General features: G+C 69.8%; 22 protein-coding genes and 2 pseudogenes. 13 read left to right on the top strand and 11 right to left on the bottom strand.

All coding sequences use genetic code 11. From position 1 onward, the window contains the following. Positions 1-13 precede the first annotated feature (13 nt). The gene (locus ACGFIO_RS03175; protein WP_392821301.1) at positions 14-1,570 is read left to right on the top strand and encodes a methylmalonyl-CoA mutase; all 1,557 of its coding nucleotides are present in this window, start codon (positions 14-16) and stop codon (positions 1,568-1,570) included. Positions 1,571-1,711: 141 nt separating this feature from the next. Next, positions 1,712-2,953, top strand: a complete 1,242-nt coding sequence (locus ACGFIO_RS03170; protein WP_392821299.1) for an amidohydrolase — start codon at positions 1,712-1,714, stop codon at positions 2,951-2,953. Positions 2,954-2,957: 4 nt separating this feature from the next. Here the strand turns inward: ACGFIO_RS03170 and ACGFIO_RS03165 are convergent, their stop codons facing one another. Then, positions 2,958-3,296, bottom strand: coding sequence for an SDR family NAD(P)-dependent oxidoreductase (locus tag ACGFIO_RS03165; protein WP_392822564.1), 339 nt, complete (start codon positions 3,294-3,296; stop codon positions 2,958-2,960). A 3-nt stretch (positions 3,297-3,299) separates the two neighbouring features. On the opposite strand from ACGFIO_RS03165, the gene ACGFIO_RS03160 reads away from it, so the two are divergent. Continuing rightward, positions 3,300-4,094, top strand: coding sequence for a helix-turn-helix domain-containing protein (locus tag ACGFIO_RS03160; protein WP_392821296.1), 795 nt, complete (start codon positions 3,300-3,302; stop codon positions 4,092-4,094). Here ACGFIO_RS03160 and ACGFIO_RS03155 read toward each other — a convergent pair. After that, entirely contained in the window at positions 4,034-4,978 is a 945-nt protein-coding gene (locus tag ACGFIO_RS03155) for a DUF4349 domain-containing protein (RefSeq protein ID WP_392821293.1), read from the bottom strand. The genes ACGFIO_RS03160 and ACGFIO_RS03155 overlap by 61 nt on opposite strands. Positions 4,979-5,089: 111 nt before the next feature. On the opposite strand from ACGFIO_RS03155, the gene ACGFIO_RS03150 reads away from it, so the two are divergent. The 4 genes from ACGFIO_RS03150 (at position 5,090) to ACGFIO_RS03135 (ending at position 8,461) form a co-directional block, all read left to right on the top strand. Next, positions 5,090-5,731 (top strand): MBL fold metallo-hydrolase, encoded by a 642-nt coding sequence (locus tag ACGFIO_RS03150; protein WP_392821292.1) that lies wholly within the window; start codon positions 5,090-5,092, stop codon positions 5,729-5,731. After that, complete coding sequence (locus ACGFIO_RS03145; RefSeq protein ID WP_392821289.1) at positions 5,731-6,636, top strand: hypothetical protein; 906 nt, start codon at positions 5,731-5,733, stop codon at positions 6,634-6,636. Before ACGFIO_RS03150 ends, ACGFIO_RS03145 begins: the two co-directional genes overlap by 1 nt. 90 nt (positions 6,637-6,726) lie before the next feature. Continuing rightward, positions 6,727-7,464, top strand: coding sequence for a hypothetical protein (locus tag ACGFIO_RS03140; RefSeq protein ID WP_392821288.1), 738 nt, complete (start codon positions 6,727-6,729; stop codon positions 7,462-7,464). 40 nt (positions 7,465-7,504) lie between these two features. After that, a complete protein-coding gene (locus ACGFIO_RS03135; RefSeq protein WP_392821285.1) occupies positions 7,505-8,461 on the top strand; it encodes a GNAT family N-acetyltransferase in 957 nt (318 codons plus the stop codon). A 7-nt stretch (positions 8,462-8,468) separates the two neighbouring features. Here ACGFIO_RS03135 and ACGFIO_RS03130 read toward each other — a convergent pair whose 3' ends face one another. Next, a complete protein-coding gene (locus ACGFIO_RS03130; protein WP_392821284.1) occupies positions 8,469-8,930 on the bottom strand; it encodes a gamma-glutamylcyclotransferase in 462 nt (153 codons plus the stop codon). Positions 8,931-9,022: 92 nt separating this feature from the next. On the opposite strand from ACGFIO_RS03130, the gene ACGFIO_RS03125 reads away from it, so the two are divergent. Beyond that, positions 9,023-10,423, top strand: a complete 1,401-nt coding sequence (locus ACGFIO_RS03125) for an NAD(P)H-quinone dehydrogenase (protein ID WP_392821282.1) — start codon at positions 9,023-9,025, stop codon at positions 10,421-10,423. Here the strand turns inward: ACGFIO_RS03125 and ACGFIO_RS03120 are convergent. Both ACGFIO_RS03120 and ACGFIO_RS03115 read right to left on the bottom strand, forming a co-directional pair. Further along, positions 10,350-11,156: a DedA family protein gene (locus ACGFIO_RS03120; protein WP_392822562.1), complete on the bottom strand. Its 807-nt coding sequence runs from the start codon at positions 11,154-11,156 to the stop codon at positions 10,350-10,352. The genes ACGFIO_RS03125 and ACGFIO_RS03120 overlap by 74 nt on opposite strands. A gap of 500 nt (positions 11,157-11,656) precedes the next feature. Further along, complete coding sequence (locus tag ACGFIO_RS03115; RefSeq protein ID WP_392821280.1) at positions 11,657-13,399, bottom strand: acetyl/propionyl/methylcrotonyl-CoA carboxylase subunit alpha; 1,743 nt, start codon at positions 13,397-13,399, stop codon at positions 11,657-11,659. A gap of 154 nt (positions 13,400-13,553) precedes the next feature. Between ACGFIO_RS03115 and ACGFIO_RS03110 the strand changes: the two genes are divergently transcribed. Genes ACGFIO_RS03110 through ACGFIO_RS03100 form a run of 3 tightly spaced genes read left to right on the top strand, consistent with a single transcriptional unit; the run spans position 13,554 to position 15,910 of the window. Beyond that, positions 13,554-14,156 carry a helix-turn-helix transcriptional regulator gene (locus tag ACGFIO_RS03110; RefSeq protein ID WP_392821277.1) on the top strand — a complete coding sequence of 201 codons (603 nt, stop codon included), beginning with the start codon at positions 13,554-13,556 and terminating at the stop codon, positions 14,154-14,156. A gap of 44 nt (positions 14,157-14,200) precedes the next feature. Next, entirely contained in the window at positions 14,201-15,151 is a 951-nt protein-coding gene (locus ACGFIO_RS03105) for an ATP-binding cassette domain-containing protein (RefSeq protein ID WP_392821274.1), read from the top strand. A gap of 3 nt (positions 15,152-15,154) precedes the next feature. Continuing rightward, positions 15,155-15,910: an ABC transporter permease gene (locus ACGFIO_RS03100; RefSeq protein WP_392821272.1), complete on the top strand. Its 756-nt coding sequence runs from the start codon at positions 15,155-15,157 to the stop codon at positions 15,908-15,910. On the opposite strand, the pseudogene ACGFIO_RS03095 reads toward ACGFIO_RS03100, so the two are convergent. From ACGFIO_RS03095 to ACGFIO_RS03070, 6 genes and pseudogenes are all read right to left on the bottom strand, one after another. Continuing rightward, positions 15,907-16,559: pseudogene (locus tag ACGFIO_RS03095) on the bottom strand (O-methyltransferase). The gene ACGFIO_RS03100 and the pseudogene ACGFIO_RS03095 overlap by 4 nt on opposite strands. Before the next feature lie 5 nt (positions 16,560-16,564). After that, entirely contained in the window at positions 16,565-17,179 is a 615-nt protein-coding gene (locus tag ACGFIO_RS03090) for a Maf family protein (RefSeq protein WP_392821270.1), read from the bottom strand. A 213-nt stretch (positions 17,180-17,392) separates the two neighbouring features. Then, positions 17,393-18,493, bottom strand: a complete 1,101-nt coding sequence (locus ACGFIO_RS03085) for a S8 family serine peptidase (protein ID WP_392821267.1) — start codon at positions 18,491-18,493, stop codon at positions 17,393-17,395. After that, positions 18,493-19,794: a hypothetical protein gene (locus ACGFIO_RS03080; RefSeq protein WP_392821266.1), complete on the bottom strand. Its 1,302-nt coding sequence runs from the start codon at positions 19,792-19,794 to the stop codon at positions 18,493-18,495. Before ACGFIO_RS03080 ends, ACGFIO_RS03085 begins: the two co-directional genes overlap by 1 nt. Further along, positions 19,787-20,209, bottom strand: coding sequence for a hypothetical protein (locus ACGFIO_RS03075; protein ID WP_392821264.1), 423 nt, complete (start codon positions 20,207-20,209; stop codon positions 19,787-19,789). The genes ACGFIO_RS03080 and ACGFIO_RS03075 overlap by 8 nt, the downstream gene beginning before the upstream one ends. A 90-nt stretch (positions 20,210-20,299) precedes the next feature. Then, positions 20,300-20,509 carry an acyl-CoA carboxylase subunit epsilon gene (locus tag ACGFIO_RS03070; protein WP_392821262.1) on the bottom strand — a complete coding sequence of 70 codons (210 nt, stop codon included), beginning with the start codon at positions 20,507-20,509 and terminating at the stop codon, positions 20,300-20,302. Positions 20,510-20,611: 102 nt separating this feature from the next. Here ACGFIO_RS03070 and ACGFIO_RS03065 point away from each other — a divergent pair. Beyond that, positions 20,612-21,895, top strand: a pseudogene (locus ACGFIO_RS03065) (serine/threonine-protein kinase); the annotation flags it as partial. A gap of 3,100 nt (positions 21,896-24,995) precedes the next feature. Beyond that, positions 24,996-25,205, top strand: a complete 210-nt coding sequence (locus ACGFIO_RS03060) for a hypothetical protein (RefSeq protein WP_392821261.1) — start codon at positions 24,996-24,998, stop codon at positions 25,203-25,205. Positions 25,206-25,298 lie beyond the last annotated feature (93 nt).

Genomic DNA, 25,298 nt, shown 5'->3' with positions numbered 1-25,298 from the left:
CTAGGATCAAGGCGTGGAAGCTGAATCCGGATTCACCATCAAACCGGTGTATAAGGAACCCGTCGCGGCCGATCTGGGGGAGCCGGGCGAGTTTCCGTACACACGTGGCGTGTATCCGACGATGTACACCCAGCGACCATGGACCATGCGGCAGTACGCCGGTTTCGGCACCGCCGCCGAGTCCAACGCCCGCTACCACCAGCTGCTGGCCAACGGCACGATGGGCCTGTCCGTCGCGTTCGACCTGCCGACCCAGATGGGGTACGACTCGGACGACCCGATCGCGCACGGCGAGGTGGGCAAGGTCGGTGTGGCGATCGACTCACTCGACGACATGCGCCGGCTCTTCGACGGCATCCCGCTGGACAAGGTCTCCACCTCGATGACGATCAATGCGCCGGGCTCGGTGCTGCTGCTGCTCTATCAGTTGGTGGCCGAGGAACACGGGGTGCCCGGATCGGCTCTCAACGGCACGATCCAGAACGACATCCTCAAGGAGTACATCGCCCGCGGCACCTACATCTTCCCGCCCAAGCCGTCGCTGCGCCTGGTCGCCGACACCTTCGCCTACTGCCGGTCCGAGATTCCGAAGTGGAACACCATCTCGATCTCCGGCTACCACATGGCCGAGGCCGGGGCCACGCCCGCTCAGGAGATCGCGTTCACGCTGGCCAACGGCATCGAGTACGTGCGCGCGGCGATCGCCGCCGGCCTGGCCGTCGACGACTTCGCGCCGCGCCTGTCGTTCTTCTTCGTCGCCCGCACCACGCTGCTGGAGGAGATCGCCAAGTTCCGGGCGGCCCGCCGCATGTGGGCCCGGATCATGCGCGACCAGTTCGGTGCGAAGAACCCCAAGTCGTTGATGCTGCGGTTCCACACCCAGACGGCCGGTGTCCAGCTGACCGCCCAGCAGCCCGAGGTCAACCTGGTCCGGGTGGCGATCCAGGCGCTCGGTGCGGTGGCCGGCGGCACGCAGTCGCTGCACACCAACGCGTACGACGAGGCGATCGCGCTGCCGACCGAGAAGTCGGCGCGGCTGGCCTTGCGTACCCAACAGGTCCTGGCCTTCGAAAGCGGTCTGACCGGCACCGTTGATCCGTTCGCGGGCTCGTATGCGATCGAGGCGATGACCGACGAGGTCGAGCGGATCGCGTTGGAGCTGATCGAGCAGGTGTTCTCGTACGGCTCGGCGGTGGACGCGATCGAGCAGGGCTTCCAGAAGCAGGAGATCGAGACGTCCGCGTACCGCATCGCCAACGAGGTGGACGGGGGCGAGCGGGTGGTGGTCGGGGTCAACCGGTTCGCGGTCGACACCGAGGAGCGTTACGAGCCGCTGCGCGTCGACCCGGTCATCGAGCAGGGGCAGGCCGAGCGGCTGGCCGCGCTGCGGGCGGAGCGGGACGGGCCGGCGGTCGAGGCCGCGCTGGCCGACATGGCCAAGGCCGCCGAGGGTACGGAGAACGTGTTGCCGTACATGAAGGAAGCGTTGCGGCGGCGTGCGACTGTCGGAGAGGTCTGCCACAAGCTCCGTGCTGTCTGGGGCGTCTACCAGCCGATCGAGCGGTTCTGAGGTGCCTTGTTCAAATTCGCTTACGGAGCGTGACCTCGCGAGGCGAACTTGAAACAAGGCACAAGGTCGTCACCTGCTGGATGGATCACCCGTTGGGTGGTCTAGGCTGTCGCGCCTCACCAAGCTATGACCGAGGGAATTGTGACAAGTGTGCTGACGGTGCCGGAGGGCACGAACGTGGATGAACAACCGGGTCCCCTGCCGGGCCGGCTCGACCGCCTGCTCGCGGTCCGTGGCGCCGACCTGGTCACGTTCCGTCGCCATCTGCACGCGCATCCCGAGCCGTCGTTCCACGAGTTCGAGACCGCCGCGCTGGTCGTCCGCGAGCTGACCGCCGCCGGCCTCAAGCCCGAGTTGCTGCCCAACGGCAACGGTGTACTGTGCGACATCGGTACCGGCGACCGGGTGATCGCCTTCCGCGCCGACCTCGACGCGCTGCCGCTGCCCGACACCAAGGACGTGCCCTACCGCTCCACGGTGGACAACGTCACCCACGCCTGTGGGCACGACGTGCACACCACCGTGCTGCTCGGCCTCGGCCTGGCCCTGGCCGAGCTGGAGCGGGACGGCGTGCTGCCCGGCCGGGTCCGGCTGATCTTCCAGCCCGCCGAGGAACACATCCCGTCCGGCGCGCCCGAGGTGATCGCCGCCGGCGCGCTCAAGGACGTCGCCGCGATCTTCGCCCTGCACTGCTACCCGCAGCTGCCGGCCGGTCTGGTCGGCGTCCGGTCCGGCCCGTTCACCGCGGCCGCCGACATGGTGCACGTGACGCTGACCGGCCCCGGCGGGCACACCGCCCGGCCGCATCTGACCGCCGACCTGGTGCACGCGCTGGGCCGGGTCGTCGTCGACGTGCCGGCGCTGCTCGACCGGCGGATGGACCCACGGGCCGGTGTGTCGATGGTGTGGGGCGCGGTGCACGCCGGTGAGGCGGCCAACGCGATCCCCGGCACCGGCGTCGCCCGTGGCACCGTCCGGATCCTCAACCGGGAGGCCTGGCGCGAGGCCCCCGAGCTGGTCACCCAGCTGATCAAGGACGTGGTCGCGGCGACCGGGGCCGAGGCCGAGGTCACCTACCGGCGTGGTGTGCCGCCGGTGATCAACGACCGGATGGCCGCGGCCGTGGTGGCCGGGGCCGCCGGTGCCGCGCTGGGCGCCGATCACGTCGTCGAGGCCGAGATCAGCATGGGCGGCGAGGACTTCTCGTTCTATCTGGAGCACGTGCCCGGGGCGATGATCCGGCTCGGCACCGGCACCCCGGGCAGCGACGTCCAGTACGACCTGCACCGGAGCAACTTCGACGTGGACGAGCGCTGCATCGGCTACGGCGTACGGGTGATGGCGCACACCGCCCTGGCCGCGCTCGCTTCGGGCTCCTTCTAGCAGTTCACCACGGCACCTCGCCGTGCCGGCTCAGGTAGGTGCCGGTCGGCCCGTCCGGTGGCAGCGTGGCCAGCCGGATGATGGCGTCGGTGCCCTCGGTGACGGTCTGCACGCCCTGGAAGGCGTTGAGGTCGGTCGCCGTCCAGCCCGGGGCGGCGGCGTTGACCCGCATCCCGGGCAGCGCGCGGGCGTAACGCAGGGTGAGCATGGTCAGGGCGCTTTTGCTCGCGGCGTACAGCGGCGGCTCCTGCTGCCAGTCCCACCAGTCGTTGGTCAAGGTGTTCGCGAACGAACCGAGGTCGCTGGAGACGATGACGATCCTCGCCGCTTCGCTTGCCCGCAGCGGATGAGCGAGTTCGGGACGCTGCTGCGCGGGTGGCGCAACCGCACCCGCCCGGAGCGGCCCGGCGACGCCCGCCGCACTCCCGGCCTGCGTCGCGAGGAACTGGCGGCCCGGGCCGAGCTGTCGGTCGACTACATCGTGCGGCTGGAACAGGGCCGGGCCCACCCGTCGGCCCAGGTGGTCGGCGCGCTGAGCCGGGCCCTCGAGCTGTCACCGGCCGACACGATGCTGCTGCACCAGGCCGCGGGCCTGGCCGGATCGCGCGGCCCGGTCAGCCACGACGTCCCGCGCAGCATCGCCCGGCTGGTCCGCAGTGCCGCGGCCTGGCCGATGGCCGTCTATTCGGCCGACTGGTGGCTCCTGACCTGGAACGACGCGTGGGCCAGGCTCCTCGGCGACCCGGCCGGGCTGACCGGCGACGCCCGCAACCTGATTTGGTACGAGTTCACCGGGCAGCCGTCCCGGGTGCGGCTGCCCGGCCCGGACAGTGAGGCGTTCCGGGCCGCGCTGGTGGCCGACCTGCGGGTGGCCCGGCTCGACCACCCCGACGACCAGGGGCTGGCCGCACTGATCGCGAGACTGCGCGAGCACAGCGCGGACTTCGCCCGCCGCTGGGACGCCGCCCGGGCGGCCCGGCACCGGACCGCCCAGAAGCTCGTCGAGCATCCGCACGCCGGCCGGCTCGTCCTGGACAGTGACATCCTGCACGTCCCGGACAGCGACCTGCACGTGGTCACCTATTCGGCCGAACCGGGCACCGACTCGGCCGGCCGCCTGGCCTCGCTGGTCGTTCCCTGACGCCGCCGGCGCAGGGCCCAGATCAGCAGCCAGACCGGTACGCCCAGGACGATCAGCCAGGGCAGCAGCGCACCCAGCACGGTCACCAGCACGCCGAGCGAGGCGGTCAGCGCCTGCCAGCCGCCACGCAGCCCGGCCAGGAAGCCCGGCGGCTCGTTGCCCGGCGGTCCCACCTGTGCGGCCGGGCTGAGCAGCACCACCGTGATGGTCGAGAGCGCGGTCAGGTCGGCCATGCGGCGCTGCTTGGCCTGCAGTGACGCCAGGTCGGACTCCCGGGTGGCCACCTCGCGCTCGAGCATGACCAGGTCGTTCAGCGACTTGGCCGAGGCCAGCAGCCGTCGCCCGCTGTCCACCCGGGCCTGCTGCACCTTGATCCGGGCGTCGAGGTCGACGGTCTCCTCGGTGACGTCCTGGGTGTTGATCTCCCGGGACTCCTCCTTGCCGTCCTTGCCCAGCTTGGCGACCAGGTCGACGACGCTGGTGAACTTCTCGGCCGGTACGCGCAGGGTGAGCGTGGCGTTGGCGCCACCGTTGCTGCTGTTGCGGTTGTCGCCGCCGACGAAGCCGCCGGCGCCGTTGGCGATCCCGACCGTACGCGCGGCCGCGTCGTTGACGTTCTCGACGCGTACGGTGATCGACCCGGTGTAGATGATCGAGCGCTGGTCGACGCTCAGATCGGGCGCCTGGGCCGGCTCGTTCTTGCCCTCGGCCGGAGCGACCTGGGCCTGGTCCTTGGCCGCCTCGTTGGGCGCGGCCGGCGCCGCGGCGGGACCTCCGGCGTCGCTCCGGCCCGCGGTGCCGGCGCTGTCATCCGAGCCGGCACCGCAACCTGTCAATAGGAAACCGGCCACCAGAGCGGCCGCAATCAGTCGTGTGGTACGCATGGCATCCTCCGAACCCCGTTTCGGTTTGCCCCCGTCAGACGCGCGCCGCGCGCCGGTCGGTTCCGGCAGACTGCGGGTTGAGGAGTCACGATTCGGCTTCGGAGGAGTCCCGTGCGCATCACGAAGTTCACGCATTCCTGCCTGCGTCTCGAGGGCGACGGCGTGCTCGTCGTCGATCCCGGCGTGTTCAGCGAGACGTCGGAGGCCCTGACCGGGGCGGACGCCGTGCTCATCACCCACGAGCACCCCGACCATCTGGATGTCGAGGCGCTCGGCGAGGCGGTGAAGCAGCGCCCGGACCTGCGCATCGTCGTGCATCCGGAGGTGCTGCCCAAGGTCGAGTCGCTCGGCGCGGAGTCGATCACCGCGGTCGAGCCGGGAGCCGAGTTCACCGCGGCCGGGTTCACCGTGCGGGCCTTCGGCGGCCAGCACGCGATCATCCACCCGGACATCCCGCGGATCGCCAACCTGGGCTATCTGATCTCGGACGGCAGCGGCAACCTCTACCACCCGGGCGACTCGTACTTCGCACCCGAGGGGGAGGCGGTGGAGACCCTGTTCGTCCCGCTGCACGCTCCGTGGGCCAAGATCTCCGAGACGATCGACTTCACCCGTACGGTACGCCCGGAGCGCGCCTTCGCCCTGCACGACGGCCTGCTCAACGACATCGCCTTCGGTGTGTACAACGGGCAGATGGAACGGCTCTCCGGCACCAGCTACGCCCGCCTCACGCCGGGCAGCACGATCGGCTGATGGCGTCGGCGACCGAGGCGCTGATCCGGCGGATGTACCTCGAGCCGCCGGACGGCTTCGTCGCGGCCCGGACCGCGGCCATCGCCGACGCCAAGAAGTCCGGTGACACCACCGCCGTCAAACGGCTGACCGCCCTGCGCAAACCGACAGTGGCGGCCTGGCTGGTCAACCTCCTGGCCCTGGAGAAGCCGGAGTTGATCGACCAACTGGTCGACCTGGCCGAGGCGCTGCGGACCGCCCAGCGCACGCTCCAGGGCGACGAACTGCGGGAACTGTCCACTCAGCGCCGCCAGATCGTGTCCGCGCTGGTCGGCGAGGCACGCAAACTGGCCGTGGCCCAAGATCGCGGGCTGGCCGGCAAGCTGCCGCTGGGCGAGGTGGAGGCGACGCTGAGCGCGGCGATGGCCGAGCCCGAGGTGGCCGAACAGGTCCGCACCGGCCGGCTGGTACGCGCGGCCACATACGCCGGCTTCGGTGAGGTCCCACGCCCGCGGCTGAGGCTGGTCACCGGTTCGGGGGCTTCCGCCGATGAGAACGAGCCCGAATCCGAAGAGGAGACGCGACCCAGCGCCCGGGAACGGGCCGTGGCCGAGCGTCGCCGCCGGGAGCACGAGGAACGCCGGCGCGAGGTCAAGAAGGAGCTGACCGCGGCCCGGTCGGCCGAGAAACGGGCCGACGATCAGCTCGAGAAAGCCGAGACGGCCGAGCGTGACGCGGGTCATGTCGTCGAGGATCTGGACAACGAACTGGCCGAACTGGAGCGTCGCCGGACCGAGGCGCAGTCCGAGGTGGGCCGGCGCAAACTGGCCCGGCGGACCGCGGAACGGGAGGCCGCGGCCGCCCGCCGCCGGGTCGGCGACGCCGAGGCCGCCCTGGATGACCTGGACAGCGTCACTCCGGACTGAGCCGGCGAAGTTCCGGTTGATTCCCGGAAATCACTGCTCGGTCTGTTGGGATGATTTTCAGGATTCCCGCGCAGAGAGCAGAATCGCCACGTGACCCCCGAACAGGCCGCCGCCAAAGCCCGACCGGGACTCGCGAAACTCATCGGTGCGTTCGCCGAGTCGCCGCGGACGCTGCGCCGTGCCCGTCTGCTCGGGCTGTCCGGCTGGGCCTACCACGTCTCGGCCCGAGCCGGCGCGCTCGGCGACGTGCGGCCCGAGACGGTGACCGCGGCGATCGGATTCATCGCCCCCGAGGCGGTGACCGACGGCTGGGAGGCGACGGCCAAGACCTCCGAGCCGATGGAGGTGGCCACCTGGCACCTGCACGAGCTGTGCCGCTGGGGCGCCGAGGAACTGGGCGAGTTCCCGCGGGTGGCCCGGCTGCTGGAGCTGTCCCGCCGGGTGGTGTCCGCCGTGGACGCCGCTGGGCTGCCGCTGTTCGCGGCGTGGCGGGCCATGCCCGTCCCGGACTCCACGCCCGGGGCGCTCGCGGCCGTCCAGTTGCACCTGTTGCACGAGCATCGGATGGGCATCCAGGTGGTGGCCATCCGGGCCAGCGGCCTGACACCGCTCGAGGCGATCATCGCCGGGCCGGAGGGCGAGACCGGCGCGGTGGCGTTCGGCTGGCAGCCGCCCTATCCGCCGGCCGGTCCGATCGTCCGGCGTCTCATGTGGGCCGAGTCGGTGGCCGACGCGCTGGCCGGGCAGGCCTACGGCAGCCTCAACCGCGAGGAGCGGGTCGAGCTCAACGGGTTGATGGAATCCCTGGTGAGCAGCCTGACCAGGTAAACCGCTACCCGCCGCGGCGATGGTGTGGTCGGATGCAGGTGTGTACGCTCTGCCGCCCGGCTGGTCGACCCGCCGGCCCACCCTGGACGACGTTCCCGACCTGCTGAAACTCACGCATGCCAGCGATCTGGAGGCGGTCGGCGAGCCCGACTTCGGCACCGACGACGTTCGCGAGGCGCTGACCGACGCCAACACCGACATGACTGTGGACTGCTGGGTGGCGCTGGATGCCGACGGCACGATCGTCGGCTGGGCGTACCCGCACAACCCGACCGGCGGCAGCCGTGACTTCATCGAGGTCTACACCTGGCCCGGCCGCGGCGTGCCGGCTCAGCGGCCGCTGCTCGACCTGATCCTCGCGCGGGTGCGAGAGCGGGGTGAGGCGTTCGGTCACGAGCTCTATGAGGTACGAGCGGGAGCGATCCCGTCCGAGACCGGCTACATCGCCGCGCTCACCGACTTCGGGTTCGAGTTCCACGCCCAGCACGCCCGCATGTCGATGTCGCTGGCCGGTGTGCCGGCGACCCCACCGCAGCCGCCGGCCGGCGTGACCGTGCGGCCGCTCGACCACGAGGACGAGACCGAGCTGCAGCGGTTCCACGAGGTCATCCAGGTGGCGTTCCGCGACTCCGACCACCAGGCCACCAGCTATGAGGTGTGGCTCGACCGGGTGCTGGCGCAGACGTCGGTGACCTGGTCGGAGTGGTTCGTGGCCGAGGTCGGCGGGCAGATCGTGGGGGCGTTGCAGTCGGCCGACGGTGACGGTTCGGCCGAGGACGAGGGCTGGGTGCGCTCGTTGGCCGTGCTCCGCGCGTACCGCCGGAGGGGTGTGGGTGAGGCGCTCCTGCGCCGAGCCTTCGCCGCCTACGCCGAGCACGGACGCACCCGGGCTGGTCTGGGTGTGGACATGGCCAACCCGACCCGTGCGGCGCGGCTCTACCGGGCCGTCGGCATGCACCCGCTGTACGAGGCGAACATCTACGCCCGCCTCGCCTGACGTCGTCTCAGCCTTCCGGGGTGGCCGTCTGAGTCGGACGTTGGCGCAGCTCGTTGACGTAGTCGTCGGGGGCGCCGGCCTTCTCCGCGGCGTTGGCGATCTCGGAGAGATACCACGCCGTGGGCATGCCGCCCTCGTACCCGTCGAAGACGTAGACCCACGCGGTGAACTCGCCTTCGAGCGAGGCGACACGGACGGTGAGCTTCTGGTACGCGCCCGCGGTCACCCCCTCGACCTCGTCCAGTTGCGACGCGTCCCACGGGTGGACGTCGTACACGGACACGAAGACCCGGTCGCCGGGCGACTCGACGATCGTCGTGACTGCCCCCTCCCAGCCCATATCCCCCTCACCGGCAAAGGTCAGGCGCCAGCCTTCGATCCACCCCACGCCCACCATGGGCGAGTGCGGACAGTAGGCCCGCATGCGGGCGGGGTCGAGGTTCGAGCCATACGCGGCGTAATGACGCACGGCGATGACGATAACCGCATGAGCGGGTGAGGGAGAATACGAGGGGTGCGTGTCGTTGGGCATGCGACGTATTTCATGGAGGTTTGATCCCTTTGTCCCGGATTGTGATCATCGGCGGCGGGCCGGGCGGGTACGAGGCGGCCCTGGTCGCCGCGCAACTCGACGCGGACGTCACGCTCGTCGAGGCCGACGGAGCCGGCGGCGCCTGTGTCCTCTCCGACTGCGTGCCCAGCAAGACGTTCATCGCCAGCTCCGACGTGGTCACCGGCTATCGCAACAACGAGAGCTTCGGAGTCAGCGGCCCCGGGCTGGACGGCGTCACGGTCGACGCGGTCGCCGTCAACACCCGCGTCAAGAAGCTGGCCCTGGCCCAGTCCGGCGACATCCAGGCCAAACTGATCAAGGCCGGGGTCGACGTGGTGACCGGCCGGGCCCGGCTCGGCGAGGACACCCTCGGGCACACCCACCAGGTGCTGATCACGCCGGCCGGCGGTGAACCGTACGCGGTGGACGCCTCGACCGTCCTGCTCGCCACCGGAGCCACCCCGCGCGTGCTGCCCAGCGCGGTCCCCGACGGCGAACGGATCCTCGACTGGCGGCAGGTGTACGACCTGACCGAGCTGCCCGAGCACCTGATCGTGATCGGGTCGGGTGTGACCGGCGCCGAGTTCGCCAGCGCCTACCTGGCCATGGGCGTGGCGGTCACCCTGGTCTCCTCCCGCGACCGGGTGATGCCGCACGAGGACGCCGACGCCGCGATGGCCATCGAGCGGGTCTTCCGGGAGCGCGGCATGACCATCCTGAACCAGTCCCGGGCCGAGTCGGTGGTGCGCTCGGGTGACGGCGTCCGGGTCACGCTGGCCGACGGCCGGGTGGTCGAGGGGTCGCACGCGCTGATGGCCGTCGGCGCCATCCCGAACACGGCGGACCTGGGGCTACGGGAGTACGGCGTGGACGTGTCGGCCGGCGGCCACGTGACCGTCGACCGTGTCTCGCGCACCAACGTGCCCGGCATCTACGCGGCCGGGGACTGCACCGGCGTGCTGCCGCTGGCCAGCGTGGCCGCGATGCAGGGACGGATCGCCATCTGGCACGCGATGGGCGAGGCGGTGGCGCCGCTGAGGTTGCGTACCGTCTCGGCCAACGTCTTCACCGACCCCGAGCTGGCCACCGTCGGGGTCTCGCAGAACGACGTGGACGGGGGCCGGGTGCCAGCCCGCCAGGTGATGCTGCCGCTGACCGGCAACGCGCGGGCCAAGATGGCCGGGCTGCGGGACGGGTTCGTCAAGCTCTTCTGCCGGCCGGCGACCGGGCAGATCGTCGGGGGCGTGGTGGTCGCGCCCAAGGCGAGCGAGCTGATCCTGCCGATCACCATGGCGATCGAGAACAACCTGACGGTCGATCAGCTGGCCCACACCATCACGATCTACCCGTCGCTGTCGGGGTCGATCGCCGAGGCTGCTCGTCAGCTGATGCAGCACGAGCTTCAGTAGCCGCTTCGTCTGTCCGCACTCGCATGTTCCCGCCGTGGTGCTCCTTCGCTTCCCTGCCCGCGGCGGCCTCGTGCTTGGCTTCCAGCTGCTTCGCTTCTTCTTGCTTCGCTTCCTTGCGGCCGCCGAAGAGGGCGAGGATCCACCCGGCGGTGCCGAAGATCACAGCGGCGGTGGCGGCGATCGCGAACAGCCGCCACGCCGACTGGGTCACCGCGGTGCCGCCGATGTGCCCGACCAGCCCGCCGTAGGTGGCCCAGGCCAGCGCGGCGGCCCCGTCGTAGGCGACGAAGAGCTTGATCGGGTACCCCCGACGGCCGGCGTGGTAGCCGCCGGCCATCCGGCCCCCCGGCACGAAGCGGCAGAGCAGAAGCACCAATGGCCCCGGCCGGCGCAGGCCGCGGGTGAAGCGCTCGGCCGCCTGCTTGGTCCGCGACGGGTGATCGTCACCGTCGTCGTCATGCTTCGGCCCGAATCGAGCGCGCAAACCGGACAGTTTGTCACTCAGCCACCGGTTCCCGGCGTGCCCCGCCGTACGCCCGAGCACGAACGCGATCAGATCACCGGTGAACATCCCGAGCGCACCCACCGCGATCACCACCGGCAAATCGAGCTGGCCGTACACGGTGAGTGCACCCGTGGTGATCATGATCGCCTGGATCGGCACCACCGGCACCATCGCGTCGACGGCCAGAAACCCGAAGAGCGCGAGATACACCCATGCCGGTGTCGCCATGGCGGCCAACAGATCGGTCATCGGGCAGTGCCCCTCGCGGTGGTCGGATCACGTCATTCTGCGTTCGCACCCCTGAGAAGGTGCTGAGTTTCAGCATGCGCCGAGTACCCGTCATCGTGACGGTGATGCCCGACACGCTACGTGCAGAGCGGTGCTGTCCAGGGGTGTTCTGCCGAGTGTCGCTCGCCTCCACGGTCTCGTCATCCGGAATACGCACGGTGGGCGTAACGTGAATGCCGTGCCGCTCCATCGGGCGGCGCAGGGCCGTCGGCGGGTCCCGTGCCGACGGCCCGTAAGGTATCACCGCCCGGGCGAAATGCGACTTGTGTTGCCTTTTAGTGCTGCCCGCCCTTCCTGAATAGGACGCGCCTGGGCTGGCTGGGCGCCCTGCCGGCCCGCACGGATCTCCGCCGCGCCCGCGCCATCTCGCTGGAGGACGCGTTCTTCGGCTCAACGGCTAGCCAGCGCCCGCCGGCCCCTCGTGGCTCGTCGGCCTGGTCCTAGTCGATGGTGCAGATCGTGGTGCCGGCGGTGACGGTGGCGCCCACCTCGGCGGCCAGGCCGTTCACGGTGCCGGACTTGTGGGCGGTCAGCGGCTGCTCCATCTTCATCGCCTCGACGACCACGATGACGTCGCCCTCCGCGACCTCGTCGCCGTTCTGCGCGGCGACCTTGACGATCGTGCCCTGCATCGGGGCGGCCAGCGCGGCCGCACTCGCCGTTCCGGCCGCCGTGGCCCGGCCCGTCCGCCGTGCCGCCGGCTTCCGCCCCGCCGCCGCTCTCGGCGCGGCGAACTCGGCCGGCAGCGTCACCTCGAGCCTCTTGCCGCCCACCTCGACCACGATGGTCTCGCGTTCGGCCGGCTCAGCCGCCTCGGCCGGCGCCGCCTCGAACGGTGCCACGCCGCCGGCCCACTCGGTCTCGATCCAGCGGGTGTGCACGGTGAAGTCGTCGGCGAAGGCCGGGTCACGCACCACCGCACGATGGAACGGCAGCACCGTCGCGATGCCCTCGACCACCGTCTCGTCCAGCACCCGGCGGGCCCGCTCGATCGCCTCCCGCCGAGTCGCGCCAATGACGATGATCTTGGCGAGCATCGAGTCGAAGTTCCCGCCGATCACGCTGCCGTTCTCCACGCCCGAGTCGACGCGTACGCCCGGCCCGGCCGGCCAGCTCAACGCCGTGACCGTCCCCGGGGCGGGCAGGAAGTTACGCCCCGCGTCCTCGCCGTTGACCCGGAACTCGATCGCATGCCCGCGCGGTTCCGGATCCTCGGTCACCCCGAGCGCCTCGCCGTCGGCGATCCGGAACTGCTCGCGAACCAGATCGAGGCCCGTGGTCTCCTCGCTGACCGGATGCTCCACCTGCAGCCGGGTGTTCACCTCGAGAAACGAGATCGTCCCGTCCGGCCCGACCAGGTATTCCACCGTGCCCGCCCCGTGGTAACCGGCCTCCCGGCAGATCGCCTTGGCACTCTGGTGGATCTGCGCCCGCTGCTCGTCGGTGAGGAAGGGCGCCGGCGCCTCCTCGACCAGCTTCTGGTGGCGGCGCTGCAACGAGCAGTCGCGCGTGCCGACCACCACGACATTGCCGTGCGTGTCGGCCAGCACCTGCGCCTCGACGTGCCGCGGCCGGTCCAGGTAGCGCTCGACGAAGCACTCGCCCCGCCCGAACGCCGCCACCGCCTCCCGCGTCGCCGACTCGAACAGGGCCGGGATCTCCGCACGGGTGCGGGCCACCTTGAGCCCCCGGCCGCCACCACCGAACGCCGCCTTGATCGCGACCGGCAGCCCGTGCTCGTCGGCGAAGGCCACGATCTCCTCAGCGCCGGCCACCGGCTCGGACGTGCCCGGCACGAGCGGCGCCCCCGCCCGCTGCGCGATGTGGCGGGCGGTCACCTTGTCGCCGAGATCGCGGATCGCCTGCGGGGCCGGTCCGATCCAGATCAGGTTCGCGTCGAGTACGGCTTGAGCAAAGTCGGCGTTCTCCGACAGGAACCCGTACCCCGGGTGAACCGCGTCCGCCCCGCTCCGCCGGGCCACATCGAGAAGCTTGTCGATGCGCAGATAGGTCTCGGCCGCAGTTTCCCCACCCAGCGCGTAAGCCTCATCGGCCAGCCGCGCATGCGGCGCGTCCCGGTCGCTGTCGGCGTAGACGGCGACGCTGCCCAGCCCCGCATCGCGGCAGGCCCGAAGCACCCGCACCGCGATCTCACCACGATTGGCGATCAATACCTTGCGCACGAGCCGAGCCTAGATGAGCCGTCCGCCCACCCGCACCATTCATCCACACCTCTTCGATCCCCGGCCCGCCTGTGGACAACGACCGGAGACCGCCGTACCCACGCGAGCACTTGATCTTGAGTTTTAGTCAAACTTGGCTAATAAACTGGGCGGTATGTCGGCGACTCGGATGATGATTCTCGGGCTGGTGCAGTGGATGCAACCGGTGCACGGATATGACGTGCGGCGTGAGCTGCTGAGCTGGAGTGCGGACAAGTGGGCCAACGTGCAGCCGGGGTCGATCTATCACGCTTTGCGGAAGTTGTCGGAAGAGGGGCTGTTGCGGGAGGTCGCCACCGAGCAGGTGGGGTCGCGGCCGGCTCGGACGACCTACGAGATCACCGAGAACGGCGCCGAGGAGTTTCAGTCGCTGCTGCGTAACCAGTGGTGGAACCTGGCCGCGCCGGCCGATCCGTTCATGGCGGCGTTCTCGTTCCTGCCGGCGATTCCGCGGGACGAAGCCGCCGCGGCGCTGCGGAACCGGGCGGGGCAGCTGCGGGCCGGCGTGGAGCAGTTGCGGGCGGCCACCTCGGCCGACTGGGTCGTGAACAAGCCGGTCTTCGTGAGCTGGTTGTGGGAACGGTCGATCGACATCTCCGAGGCGGAGATCCGCTGGTGCGAGCGGACGGCGACGTTGATCGAGGGCGGGGCGCCGTACCTGCCCGAGGCCTTCACGCCGCAGCGGCCGGGGGCGGCGCCCGAGGGCTGGGTCGCTTGATAATCAAGCTTGACTACTAAAACTTGACTGATAGCCTCCTTCGTATGATCCTTACGAAGGGGCTTCGCAAAGCGTTCGTGTCCCGCCAGGGTCGAGAGAAGAAGACGGTCGAGGCTGTTCGCGGGGTCGACCTGGAGGTGGCCGAGGGCGAGATCTTCGGCTTCCTCGGGCCCAACGGTGCGGGCAAGACCACGACGTTGCGAATGCTGGCCACGCTCATCGAGCCCGATGGCGGCACCGCGACGATCGCGGGCGCCGATCTGCGGCGCGACCCGGGCGGGGTGCGGCGCCGGATCGGGTATGTCGCGCAGGGCGGCAGCACGTGGGACGAGTCGACCGCGCGCGAGGAACTGGTGCTGCAGGCGCGACTGTACGGCGTGTCGAAGGCGGCCGCTCAGGCGCGTGCGGCGACCGTGCTCGAGAGCTTTCAGCTGGCCGGGTACGCCGACCGCAAGTGCAAGACGTATTCCGGTGGCCAGCGGCGCCGGGTCGATATCGCGCTCGGCATCATCCACGAGCCGAAAGTGGTGTTTCTCGACGAGCCGACCACCGGGCTAGATCCGCAGAGCCGGGCGCACATGTGGGACGAGGTGCGGCGGCTGCGGGACGAGGGCATGACCGTCTTCCTCACTACGCACTACCTCGACGAGGCGGATGCGCTCTGCGACCGGATCTCCATCATGGACCACGGGGAGGTCGTCGCGTCGGGGTCACCGGCCTCGCTGAAACGTGACATTTCGGGCGAGGTGGTGCGGGTGTCGACGCCGGCCGTCACAGCCGCGGCCGAGGTTCTCGACTCGGCCGCCTTCGTGACCAAGATCGAGACTTCGGAGGACGGGGTGCGGCTCTACGTCGACGACGGCGCGGCCGCGATCCCGCTCATCCTGCGGGCGCTGGACGCCGCCTCGGTCGAGCTCGGTGCCATCGAACTGCACCGGCCCAGCCTGGACGACGTGTTCCTGACCAAGACCGGCCGATCGCTGCGGGAGAGCTGAGCGATGAAACTGGTACGTGACACCTCGCTGATCTTCTCGCGCCAGATGATGCTGCTCCTCCGCAACCCGGTGTGGATCGGCGTGGGGCTCTTTCAGCCGGTGATGTATCTGCTGCTGTTCGCGCCGCTGCTCAAGCCCGCGCTGGGCGTGGACACCGACGCCGAGGCGTACGAGATCTTCGTGCCCGGCCTGCTGGTGCTGCTCGCCATCTTCGGCGGGCTGTTTCAGGGCTTCGGCCTCATCGCCGAGTTGCGCGCCGGGGTGATCGAGCGCTCCCGGGTCACCCCGGTCAGCCGGCTCGCCCTGCTGCTCGGGCGCTCGTTGCGGGACACGGTGTCGCTGATCGCCCAGGCGGTGATCATCACCCTGCTGGCGTTGGTCTTCGACCTGCGAGTGGTCATCGGGAACCTGCTGTTGGCGTACCTCATGCTCGCGCTCATATCGTTAATGACGTCGGCAGTGAGCTATGGCGTTGCATTGGCGGTCAAGAGCGAGGACGCGCTCGCGCCGCTGATGAACACCGTGGCCCAGCCGGTGCTGCTGCTTTCCGGCATTCTGCTGCCGCTGACGTACGCCCCTGGCTGGCTCCGTGGCATCGCGAACTGGAACCCGTTCTCGTGGGCGGTCAACGGCACGCGAGCGCTGTTCCGAGGCGATCTCGGGTCGCCCGACGTGTGGCAGGGCCTGGTCATCATGGCGGTGCTCGCGATACTGGCCGTCGCCTGGTCGGCGCGACTCTTCGCCCGGAGCGTCCGCTAAAGCTTGCGGGCCATGGTGATGCCGTCGCCGATGGGCACGATCACCAGTTCGACCCGCGGATCCTGCACGGCGGCGGCGTTGAAGTCGACGACGCCCTGGTCACGCTCATTCTGCGGGTCGAGGACGCGGCCGCTCCACAGGACGTTGTCGACCAGGATCAGGCCGCCCGGGCGCAGGCGCGGGACGAGCTCGGTCCAGTAGGTCGTGTAGTTCTCCTTGTCGGCGTCGATGAAACCAGATCCAGGTGCTCTTCCGCGGGCAGGGCGGTCAGGTTCGAGGCCGCGGGTCCGATGCGGAGTTCAATGCGATCGTGTACGCCGGCCCGGCGCCAGTATCGCTGGGCGATGTCCGTCCACTCGGTGGAGACGTCGAAGCAGATCAGCTTGCCGTCCGCGCCCATGCCCTGGGCGATGGCCAGGCTGGAGAGGCCGGTGAAGGTCCCGATCTCGACGGCGTTCCGGGCCCGCGTGACCGCGGCCAGGATCTTCAGGAAGGCGGCCTGCTCCGGGGCGACCTGCATGCCGGCCCGGTCGGGCAGGTTGGCCCGAGTCTCGGCGATCAGGTCGGCTGTGATGTCGTCCGGCGCGGAGGAGTGGGCGAGCAGATATTCGTGCAGGGGCGGGGTCAGCTGAAGCGGCTCGTAGGTCACGGTGCTCAATCTCTCCAGAGCTGGGTGATGGACACGTTGAGCTCGCCGAGCAGGCGGCGCATCAGCGGCAGGGACAGCCCGACCACATTGCCCGGGTCGCCTTCGATCCGCTCGATGAAGGCGCCGCCCCGCCCGTCGATGGTGAATGAGCCGGCCACGTGCAGCGGTTCCTCGGTCGCCACGTACGCCTCGATCTCGGCGTCGGTGATGTCGGCGAAGTGCACGACTGTCGTACCCACATCCTCAGCCTGCCGCCCGGTGACCAGATCGGTCAGGTGGTGCCCCGTGTGCAGCACCCCCGACTTGCCGCGCATGGAGTGCCACCGCCGGACCGCTTCGTCCGCGTCCCCCGGCTTCCCCAGAATCTGCCCTTCGAACGCCAGGACGGAGTCACACCCCAGCACCAGCACCCCCGGGTCGGCCTGCATCCGGGCCGCCACGGTGCGCGCTTTCATCCGAGCCAGAGCCAAACTCAGCGTGTACGCGTCCTCAGCCTCGACAACAGACTCGTCCACCCCGCTGACCAGCACGTCCACATCAATGCCGGCAGCCTTCAGCAGAGCCCGCCGCGCCGGGCTGGCGGAAGCGAGAACAAGTCGGTACGAAATGTCGGTCAGCACAGCCTGCACGCTACAGACCACACCCCACAGTGACCCTCCACTGCACTGATGTGTCTCCGAACGAAGCAGTCCAACGTCCCCGCCTCAGTTCTCCCGCCGTTCTCCCACCTCGCGCGGTCCCGCCTCCGCGTCCTTGCCTTCCTGCTCGCGCGGTCCCGCCTCCGCGTCCGTGTCTCCCGGCTCGCGCGGTCCCGCCTCCGAGCTCTTTGTTGCCTACCCGCGCCGTCGCCGCCGAGCGACAAACAGAGCAGCAAGCCCGCCGAGGACGACCACGACACCCCCGACGATCAGCGCAACAGGAGCGCCCTCGCCATCATCCTGGCCCGGCGCCGCCTGCTGAGTCGGCGCAGGCGAGACGGCTTCACTTTTGTCGCCGCTGTCCGTGCCGCCGACGGTCAGCGCCTTGACAATATTGAGCACACCGAAGCCGCATTCTTTGTCCCGCCCCGGAGGCCCGATATCGGTAGCGGTCGAGGTAAGACGCGCAATCACCTCTGGAGCAGACAGGTCAGGAAACTTGGCCCGCACCAGCGCAGCCGCCCCCGACACAATCGCGGCAGCAGGGGAGGTCCCAATAGCGACAGAATATCGATTGTTGTTTCGGGTGGTTTCAATCTCAACGCCCGGAGCGCAGATCTGCACGGGGTCACCCTCGACCGAGAAGGCAGCGTGCATGCCGGACCGATCGACGGCGCCCACCGCAAGGACCCCTGGCATTGCCGCTGGGTATCCGATGCGCGAGTCCTGTGGGCGGTTGCCGGAGCTGGCGACGACTACAGCGTCGGCTTCGTCCGCTTTGTCGATTGCGTCCCGCATGCCGACAGTCGGTGCGGTTGCGCCGGACACATTGATGACCTGGGCTCCGTTCTGTGCGGCCCAGGCAATTCCAGTTGAGAGAAAACCGTCTGCCTCCGTGGCTTCCGCATCGGTGCTCCTGACGGGGATGATCTTGGCGGCAGGTGCTATGCCAAGAATTCCCGCATCGCCAGTTCGGCCGTGGCCGGCGATCAGTCCCGCCATGGCAGTCCCGTGACCGTTTTTGTCGTCGGTGCCGTCGCCAGGTGCACTCGGCAAGGTGCTTGTGCCAGCCTTGAGGTTCCTCTTCAGGTCCGGATGTGGATGGACTCCCGTGTCCACAACGGCGACGGATACGCCCGCGCCGGTGCTGATCTTCTGAGCCTCCGCAATGTGCAGGAACCCAAGATGCCATTCCCGGTCTCGAATTGCATCGGCTTTCGCCGGTGTCTGGAACGGCACAATGGCGATTGCCGTAAGTGCGCTAACGAGACCGATTGACGTCTTTGCCACTGGCATTACGAGAGTCCGATCGCGGGACCGGGGTCAATCGGTGGCTCCTCAGTCGGCATGAGGACTGGATCTACGCCCTTGGCCGTCCGCCACGGATTATCGGGATCCCAGCGTTGCTTATCCGGGGAGTGGTCGTCTGGCTCGTTTGGACGGCTACCCATGGGAGCCATTGGCGCCATGCCTGGTCGACCCGGTGAACCGCTGGTCTTGCCAGGCGTGTTCGGAGCGATGACGCCGCCGACGGGGTTGACGGCTGGGCGGCCGGGTGTGCTCTGTCCGGGCGTCACAGTTGATGGATTCCTGATTACGCCGGAAGGAGGAATGCCTCGCCCGCCCGACGGCAATTTTCCCGATGGTCCGGTCAAGCCTGAGGCTCCGCCTCTCAGACCGTTGTATCCGCTCGGTCCAGCAATGGGAGGTGAGATCGGAGTCCCATAGGTCGGACCAGGTGAAGGCGGGCTCACGACGGGTGGTGGGGCGAGCGGAGCGGCCACGGGTGGTTGGACGCCCCCAAGGACGAGGCCAGGTAGGCGACCACCTCCACCTGACGGGGTCGTGACGCCTGCGTCAGTTGGCAGAGTTCGCGCTGACCCGACGGCCGAATGCCCACTACCAGAAGCGCTGGAAGAGCCGGGATCGAACGTGGCGACTGGTGGAATCGGCGGCGGAGGACCGACGACGTCGCTGTCGTCTTCGTCTATCCCGCCCTTCGCCGTGGGCGTGTATCGCGCCGGTTGTTTTAGCTGGGAGCGTGCCTGGATGAGGTCTGTGCTGAGGCTTGACATGATGGCGCGGGCGCGGGTTTCGAGTTGGATCTGGCGTCCTGCGGCCACCGGGTTCGTCGGAGTCGGGCGAGGGAGGTTGTCTTCGCCCAGCGGGACGTTGGCGGCTTCCTTGGCCTGCTCGTAGTCGGCGAGCTTGGTCTCGTTCGCCAAGTACTCTGTCACGACTGTCTCGAGCTCGCGCCGAGATGAACTGATCGACAGGGTCGCGCTGCTGAAGGCGCTGTGGTTGGCGATCGCGGCGTCGTAGGTCTCCTGCAGATGCTCCAGAAGAGCGTCCAGCCGATCGATGTAGGCCGCTGACGCGCGGCTCTTGTCCGGAGGCCACGCCGACGCGAGATTGTCGCGGTAGCTCCGAACCGCGGAAATGTGCTGCAGCGTCAGCTCGTAGGACTTCCGCCAGCCGTCGACCAGTTCCCAATGCGGTGTCGTGTCCTGGTTCTGGAGCGCCTTCCACATGTCGGTCATCGACATGCCGCTCCAGTCGGTTCCTCCGTAGCCGCCGCCTCCGCCGGCATCAAGCATCGGGCGTCGCCTCCGTCGGGGTCACGGAGGCGACAAAGGCGTCCTCCACGTCACCGACCCGGGCTTGCGCGAACGCGTCGCTGCCCGCGTACTCCTTGCTGATGGTTTGGGCCACGGTGGCGAAGCGTGCGGTGCCGTCGGCGAATCCGTAGACGTTGCTCTGGGTGGCGTCCTGGGCCTGGACGTGGTCCTGCATGAAGGCCACCAGCTCGGGAAACGTCGTGGCCGCGGGCGGAAGCTTGGTCAGCATCTTGTCGGTCACGCTGGTCAGGTGGGGGACGTAGTTGGTTTCCACGTCGGCGCGGAGTTTTTTGGCGAAATTCTCCATTGCCGCTATGTCGGCGTCGATGGTGCCGAAGTTGGTGTTGCCGTAGTCGCGGAGCCACGATGGGCCCCGGTCCTCTTCCGCGAGCACCGTCGCTCCCCCTCCCGCTGCCGGCGCGAAGATCCGTTTACGTGCGTCTATGAATCGGATCCACCGCGAGGGTAGCGGAACCCCAGAGCCTCAGAGCACCCTGTGGACGAAGCCCGACGCGCGCCACGACGACGGCTTCTCTACCGGGCGGGCGCTGCGAGCCCACTCCGACCGGGGCGAATGTGAAACCGCGTACATGGATGATCTGTGGGCCCGGCCGACGACCACCGCGACCAATGCGGCCAGCTCTTCCGCGGTCGGTGTGCCTCGGGTGACCCTGACCTGCGGTTCCGCATCCATCGACAGAGCGTACGACAATGTCGGGGGGCGGGCGGTGACACGCATCCCACACTCGGCTGATCAATTAGCTGCGCCTAGACATGACCGGGTATTTTCTGCGTGATGTCTACTTCCCCCCCGCTCATTGTCGCTGACCGTTACCGGCTCGTCGCGCCGCTCGGTCAGGGCGGGATGGGTCGTGTCTGGCGGGCGACCGACGTGGTGCTGCACCGCGAGGTCGCCATCAAGGAACTCGTGCCGCCGCCGGGGCTGACGCACGACGAGCGGCAGGAGATGCGCGAGCGGTCGCTGCGTGAGGCGCGCGCGATCGCCCGGCTCAACAACATCAACGTGGTGCGCGTCTTCGACGTGCTGCGGACGGATGCCGACCCGTGGATCGTCATGGAGTACGTCCCGTCCCGCTCCCTGCAGGACAAGCTGGCCGCCGACGGGCCCTTCCCCGCCGTACGCGCCGCTGAAATTGGTCTTGGCGTGCTCAACGCCCTCCGCGCCGCCCACCGCAACGGCGTCGTGCATCGCGATGTGAAGCCCGGCAACGTGCTGATCGGGTCGGACGGCCGGGTCGTGCTCACCGACTTCGGCCTGGCCACGCTGCCCGGCAACCCGGATGTCACACGGACCGGCCTGGTGCTGGGCTCGCCGGCCTATATCGCCCCCGAGCGCGCTCGCGACGGCACAGCGGGCCCGGCCGCCGACCTGTGGTCGCTGGGCGCCACCCTCTACGCCGCTGTCGAGGGTAGCTCGCCGTTCGCGCGCCCGTCCGCCATCGCCACGCTGGCCGCCCTGGCCACCGAAAATCCGCCGCCGGCCCGCAACGCCGGTCCGCTCAAGCCGGTGCTCAACGGCCTGCTTCGCAAAGATCCCGCCCACCGCATCGACGCCGTCGAGGCCGAGCGCCTTCTGCAGCGGGCCACCGGCCGCCGGTCGAAGCTGTCGTTCCCGATGAGCCCGACGATGCGCCGCCCCGGTGTCGGCCGCGAGCGCACCGCCCCGCCGGTCGTCCCCGGCGGTGGCACGGGCGCCGCTCCGGTCGTACCAGGTCCGCGCCCGCCGGTCTCGCGCCCGCAGCCCGGCGTCTCCCGCCAGCAGCCGCCGGCCGCGTCCCGCCAGCAGCCTCCGGGTCAATCCACGTCGCAGCCGCCGGTCGCTCCGGGTAGTCCGCCGCCCACCGGCCGTCCGGTCTTCGCGCCGGGCAAGGCGTCGGTCGCGCGCCCCGCGCCCGAGACCCCCACCCGCGTTGACGGCCCGCGCCTCGACTCCACCCGCCTGGACACCCCTCCGGTCAGAGAAGATCAAGATCCTTCGGGGGGTACGCGCTCCCGGGGCTCGACAGGAGCAACAGCGGGCCGGGACGGCTCAGCGGCGGCACCGGGTCCCGCGTCGTCGAGCGCAAATGGCGCGCTCGCACACGGCAGCCGGGGCACCTACGGCACCGTCCCAGGCCCGCAGAGTCCCAGCCGCCCCGGCCGCGCCCAGCCGCCCACCCAGCCGACAGCAGCTGAGCCGCCATCGGCGCAGACCCGCAGCGGCCCCGCACTTTCCGAGGCCGAGGCCGAGGCCCGCCTGGCCGAAGCCTCCCAGCATTACCTGGCCGCCCAGGAGGCCCGCCGCGCCGCCCGCGGCCTGCCCCCGTCCCGCCAGCGCCCCACCGCCGACCCGACCACAGTCGTTCACCGCCCCTCCCAGCCGGCCACCCCCGACAGCGCATCGGCACCGGGCTCGCCCGGCACCACGTCGGCACCGACGTCTCCTGGCAGCGCGTCGGCACCGGCGTCTCCTGGCAGCGCGTCTGTTCCGGGCTCACCGGGCAGCGCATCCGCGCCCGCGTCGCCTGGCAGCGCATCGGCGCCGTCGCCCCGCAACGCCGCCGTGGCCCCGCCGACCGAGCAGCCGCGCACCCGGTCCCCGCGGATTCCGGCCCCGAGCTCCCACGCTCCGGTCGTCATCCCGGGCAACCAGACGCCGACACCGACCGACACCGCCGCGACGTCGATCGTCCGTCGCCCACCGGCCCCCAGGACCGACGACCGCACGACCGTGGTGCCCGGCGGTAAGCCACCCACCCGCAACACGCCCGACACCGGCGCCGCCCGGACTGGCCTCACCGCCGCTCAGGCCGACGCTGCCACCGCCCCCGCCGAGGCTTCCGGCGCAGGCGGCCCGCTGACCGACGAGCCCGAAAAGACAGAGCCCGCCACGCCCGAAAGCTCCGTGGCAACCTCCACCGAAGCAGCCCCGAAGCCAGACAGCGCAGCCCCCTCGGCCGACCCCAAGTCGTCGGACGATCCGGCAACAACGTCGAGTGCCGCCGTAACCAAGGCGGATCCGGCGGCGGACGGTCCTGTGGCGACGTCGAGTGCCGCCGCGACGAAGGCGGATCCGGCGGCGGACGGTCCCGTGGCGACGTCAAGTGACACCGCGACCGAGGCGGATGGTGCGGTGGCGACGTCAAGTGCTGCTGCGACCGAGGCGGACGGTCCCGTGGCGACGTCGAGTGCTGCTGCGACGAAGGCGGATGGTCCGGCGGCGACGTCGGGCGCTGCCACGACGAAGGCGGATTCGGCCTCCATGGCGGCGGACGGTTCCGGGGCGACCTCGGGTTCCGCCGCGTCGAAGGTTGATACCGAGTCGTCGAAAGCGGAAGCGTCGAAGACGACACCGGACGCCTCGGCTTCGAAGTCGAAGCAGGACTCCGCCGATGCCGTTGAGCCTGATCCGGAGAGCAGCTCCAAGACCTCGGCCGAAACGAAATCCGCGAGCGCGGAGTCCGAGACCGGATCGAAGGCGCCGGGCAAGGCCACGCGGAATCGCAAGGGACGCGGGCGCACGACCGCGGCGAAGCCGGACGCCGGCTTCAAGTCGATCACCGGAGCCAAGCCGACCGCCGGTGACAAGGACACGAACTCGGCGGCTGCCGGCGTAGTGAGTGCCGTCGAAGCGGATGCCGTTGAGACCGTGGCGGCCGGCGACTCGAAGCCGGCCGACCAGGCGAACGGAGCGGTCGCCACCGAGGCGGAAGCAGCCGACGAGGTCAGCGACCCCGAAGCAGACGGGACCAGCGAGGCGGAAGCAGCCGGCGACGTCGGCGACCCCGAAGCAGACGGGACCAGCGAGCCGGAAGCAGCCATGGCGAAGGCCGATGGCGCAAAGGCTGACGTGGCGACGGCCGGCGACTCGAAGCCCACCGACTCCGAGTCGGCCACCGAGGCCAAGGCCACCAGCAACGATTCCGCGAAAGCCGACACCCAAGGCGGGACCAAGGGCGGCGAGGCTTCCGCGGAGCAGGTCCAAGATGGCGTCACGACGGACGCCGCAGCCGAGGACGAGGGCGACACCGGCAAATCAGAGGCCAAGGCCGGCAAGGCGAACGCCAAGCCGCTGACCGACACCGACGCCAAGCTGGCCGCTACCCAGGTGGCCGCCCAGATCAACGAACGCTCGGCGACTCCGCCCCAGCGGGCGGCCTCGGTGCCCGCCGCTCGCAAGCCCGGCGCCACGAGCAGCACCGATGACGACAGGACCCGGGTCACCACCGCTTCGCTGGCCAACGCTACGCGGAGCGACCTGACCGGGCGGGACGACGATGACTCGGGCACCGCTCAGACCGCGGCGGGGACCGCTGTCATCGGGGTGACCGCCGATCGGACCAGCGACAGCCCGTCGTTCCCGCGGTCGAACCGGCCGGCCTGGCAGCCGATGGTTCCGCCGACCATGCGGTCGCGGGGAGTGACGATCTTCGGGACCACGTTGACCCGGAAGCAGACGGCGATCGGCGTCGCCATTGTCGCGGTGGTTGTGCTGCTGGTCGGGATTCTGGTGCCGCTGGCCTTCGCGGGGGACGACGAGGAGGGCGGCGGGAGTACGCAGCCGCCCGCGGTGCCGACCGACAACGCCGGGGCGGCGCCGGCCACCGGGTCCGGCGACGGTGGACGGACGCCGGATGAGGGCAAGACTCCGGCCAGTACGCCGCCGAAGACCAGTGACAAGCCGTCCACGCAGGGGACCGTGCCGGCGGGCTGGACGGTCTACAAGGGGAACGGCTTCACGGTGCCGCTGCCCAAGGGCTTCCATGTCCAGTCGCAGCGTGGCACCGAGGTCTATCTGCAGGACGACAAGACGTTCCGGCTGCTGATCATCGATCAGACCGACCAGCCGAAGCCGGACCCGGTCAAGGACTGGGAGCAGCAGGAGGCCGACCGCCGGGGCAGCCAGTACCGCGACTACCAGCGGATCCGGCTGGTCGCGGTGGACGGCTACTTCCAGAAGGCGGCCGACTGGGAATTCACGTACCTCAATCCCTCGGGGAACCCGCAGCACGCCCAGAAGCGCGGCGTCATCGTGAGCGCGAAGAAGGCGTTCGGCATTTCGTTCTACACGTCGCCGAAGGACTGGGACGCCAACAAGGACGTGCTGGCGCAGATCTACCAGGGGTTCAAGCCGCTCTGAGCGGGGTATTGATCCATCCGGACACGGATGGAGGTGCACCATGGTACGCAGGAAACACGGCCGCATGCCCACACTGGCGTTGTGGATGCTCGTCGCCGTGGCTGACGTGGCACTGCTCGCCGCGGCTGCCAGTCCGCTGGTGACCATTTTGGTCATCGCCGGTCTGGTGATCGTGGCCGGTGCGTTCGCCGGAAAGTGGGTCCTCAACCGCCCGCAGCCGGCGAAGGCGACATATCGGAGACGAGCTTAGCCGTGCGCCGCGGCCGGGCGGAAACGCCCGGCCGCACTGAAAAGCTGCGAAGCGACCGGAAGAAGTACGTCAGCCGCCAGGCCCGTCGAAACA

Source organism: Actinoplanes sp. NPDC049265 (assembly GCF_043197135.1).
Lineage (GTDB): Bacteria > Actinomycetota > Actinomycetes > Mycobacteriales > Micromonosporaceae > Actinoplanes.
The sequence above is the reverse complement of the archived record's forward strand: the minus strand, read 5'-3'. Positions and strand labels throughout refer to the sequence as shown.

Coding starts and splice junctions, on each gene's coding strand:
- ACGFIO_RS03160 (WP_392821296.1), top strand. CDS start 3,300: ATGAGCGAGTTCGGGACGCTGCTGCGCGGGTGGCGCAACCGCACCCGC.
- ACGFIO_RS03155 (WP_392821293.1), bottom strand. CDS start 4,978: ATGCGTACCACACGACTGATTGCGGCCGCTCTGGTGGCCGGTTTCCTA.
- ACGFIO_RS03145 (WP_392821289.1), top strand. CDS start 5,731: ATGGCGTCGGCGACCGAGGCGCTGATCCGGCGGATGTACCTCGAGCCG.
- ACGFIO_RS03120 (WP_392822562.1), bottom strand. CDS start 11,156: ATGGCGACACCGGCATGGGTGTATCTCGCGCTCTTCGGGTTTCTGGCC.
- ACGFIO_RS03110 (WP_392821277.1), top strand. CDS start 13,554: ATGTCGGCGACTCGGATGATGATTCTCGGGCTGGTGCAGTGGATGCAA.
- ACGFIO_RS03105 (WP_392821274.1), top strand. CDS start 14,201: ATGATCCTTACGAAGGGGCTTCGCAAAGCGTTCGTGTCCCGCCAGGGT.
- ACGFIO_RS03100 (WP_392821272.1), top strand. CDS start 15,155: ATGAAACTGGTACGTGACACCTCGCTGATCTTCTCGCGCCAGATGATG.
- ACGFIO_RS03085 (WP_392821267.1), bottom strand. CDS start 18,493: ATGCCAGTGGCAAAGACGTCAATCGGTCTCGTTAGCGCACTTACGGCA.
- ACGFIO_RS03080 (WP_392821266.1), bottom strand. CDS start 19,794: ATGCTTGATGCCGGCGGAGGCGGCGGCTACGGAGGAACCGACTGGAGC.
- ACGFIO_RS03070 (WP_392821262.1), bottom strand. CDS start 20,509: ATGGATGCGGAACCGCAGGTCAGGGTCACCCGAGGCACACCGACCGCG.
- ACGFIO_RS03060 (WP_392821261.1), top strand. CDS start 24,996: ATGGTACGCAGGAAACACGGCCGCATGCCCACACTGGCGTTGTGGATG.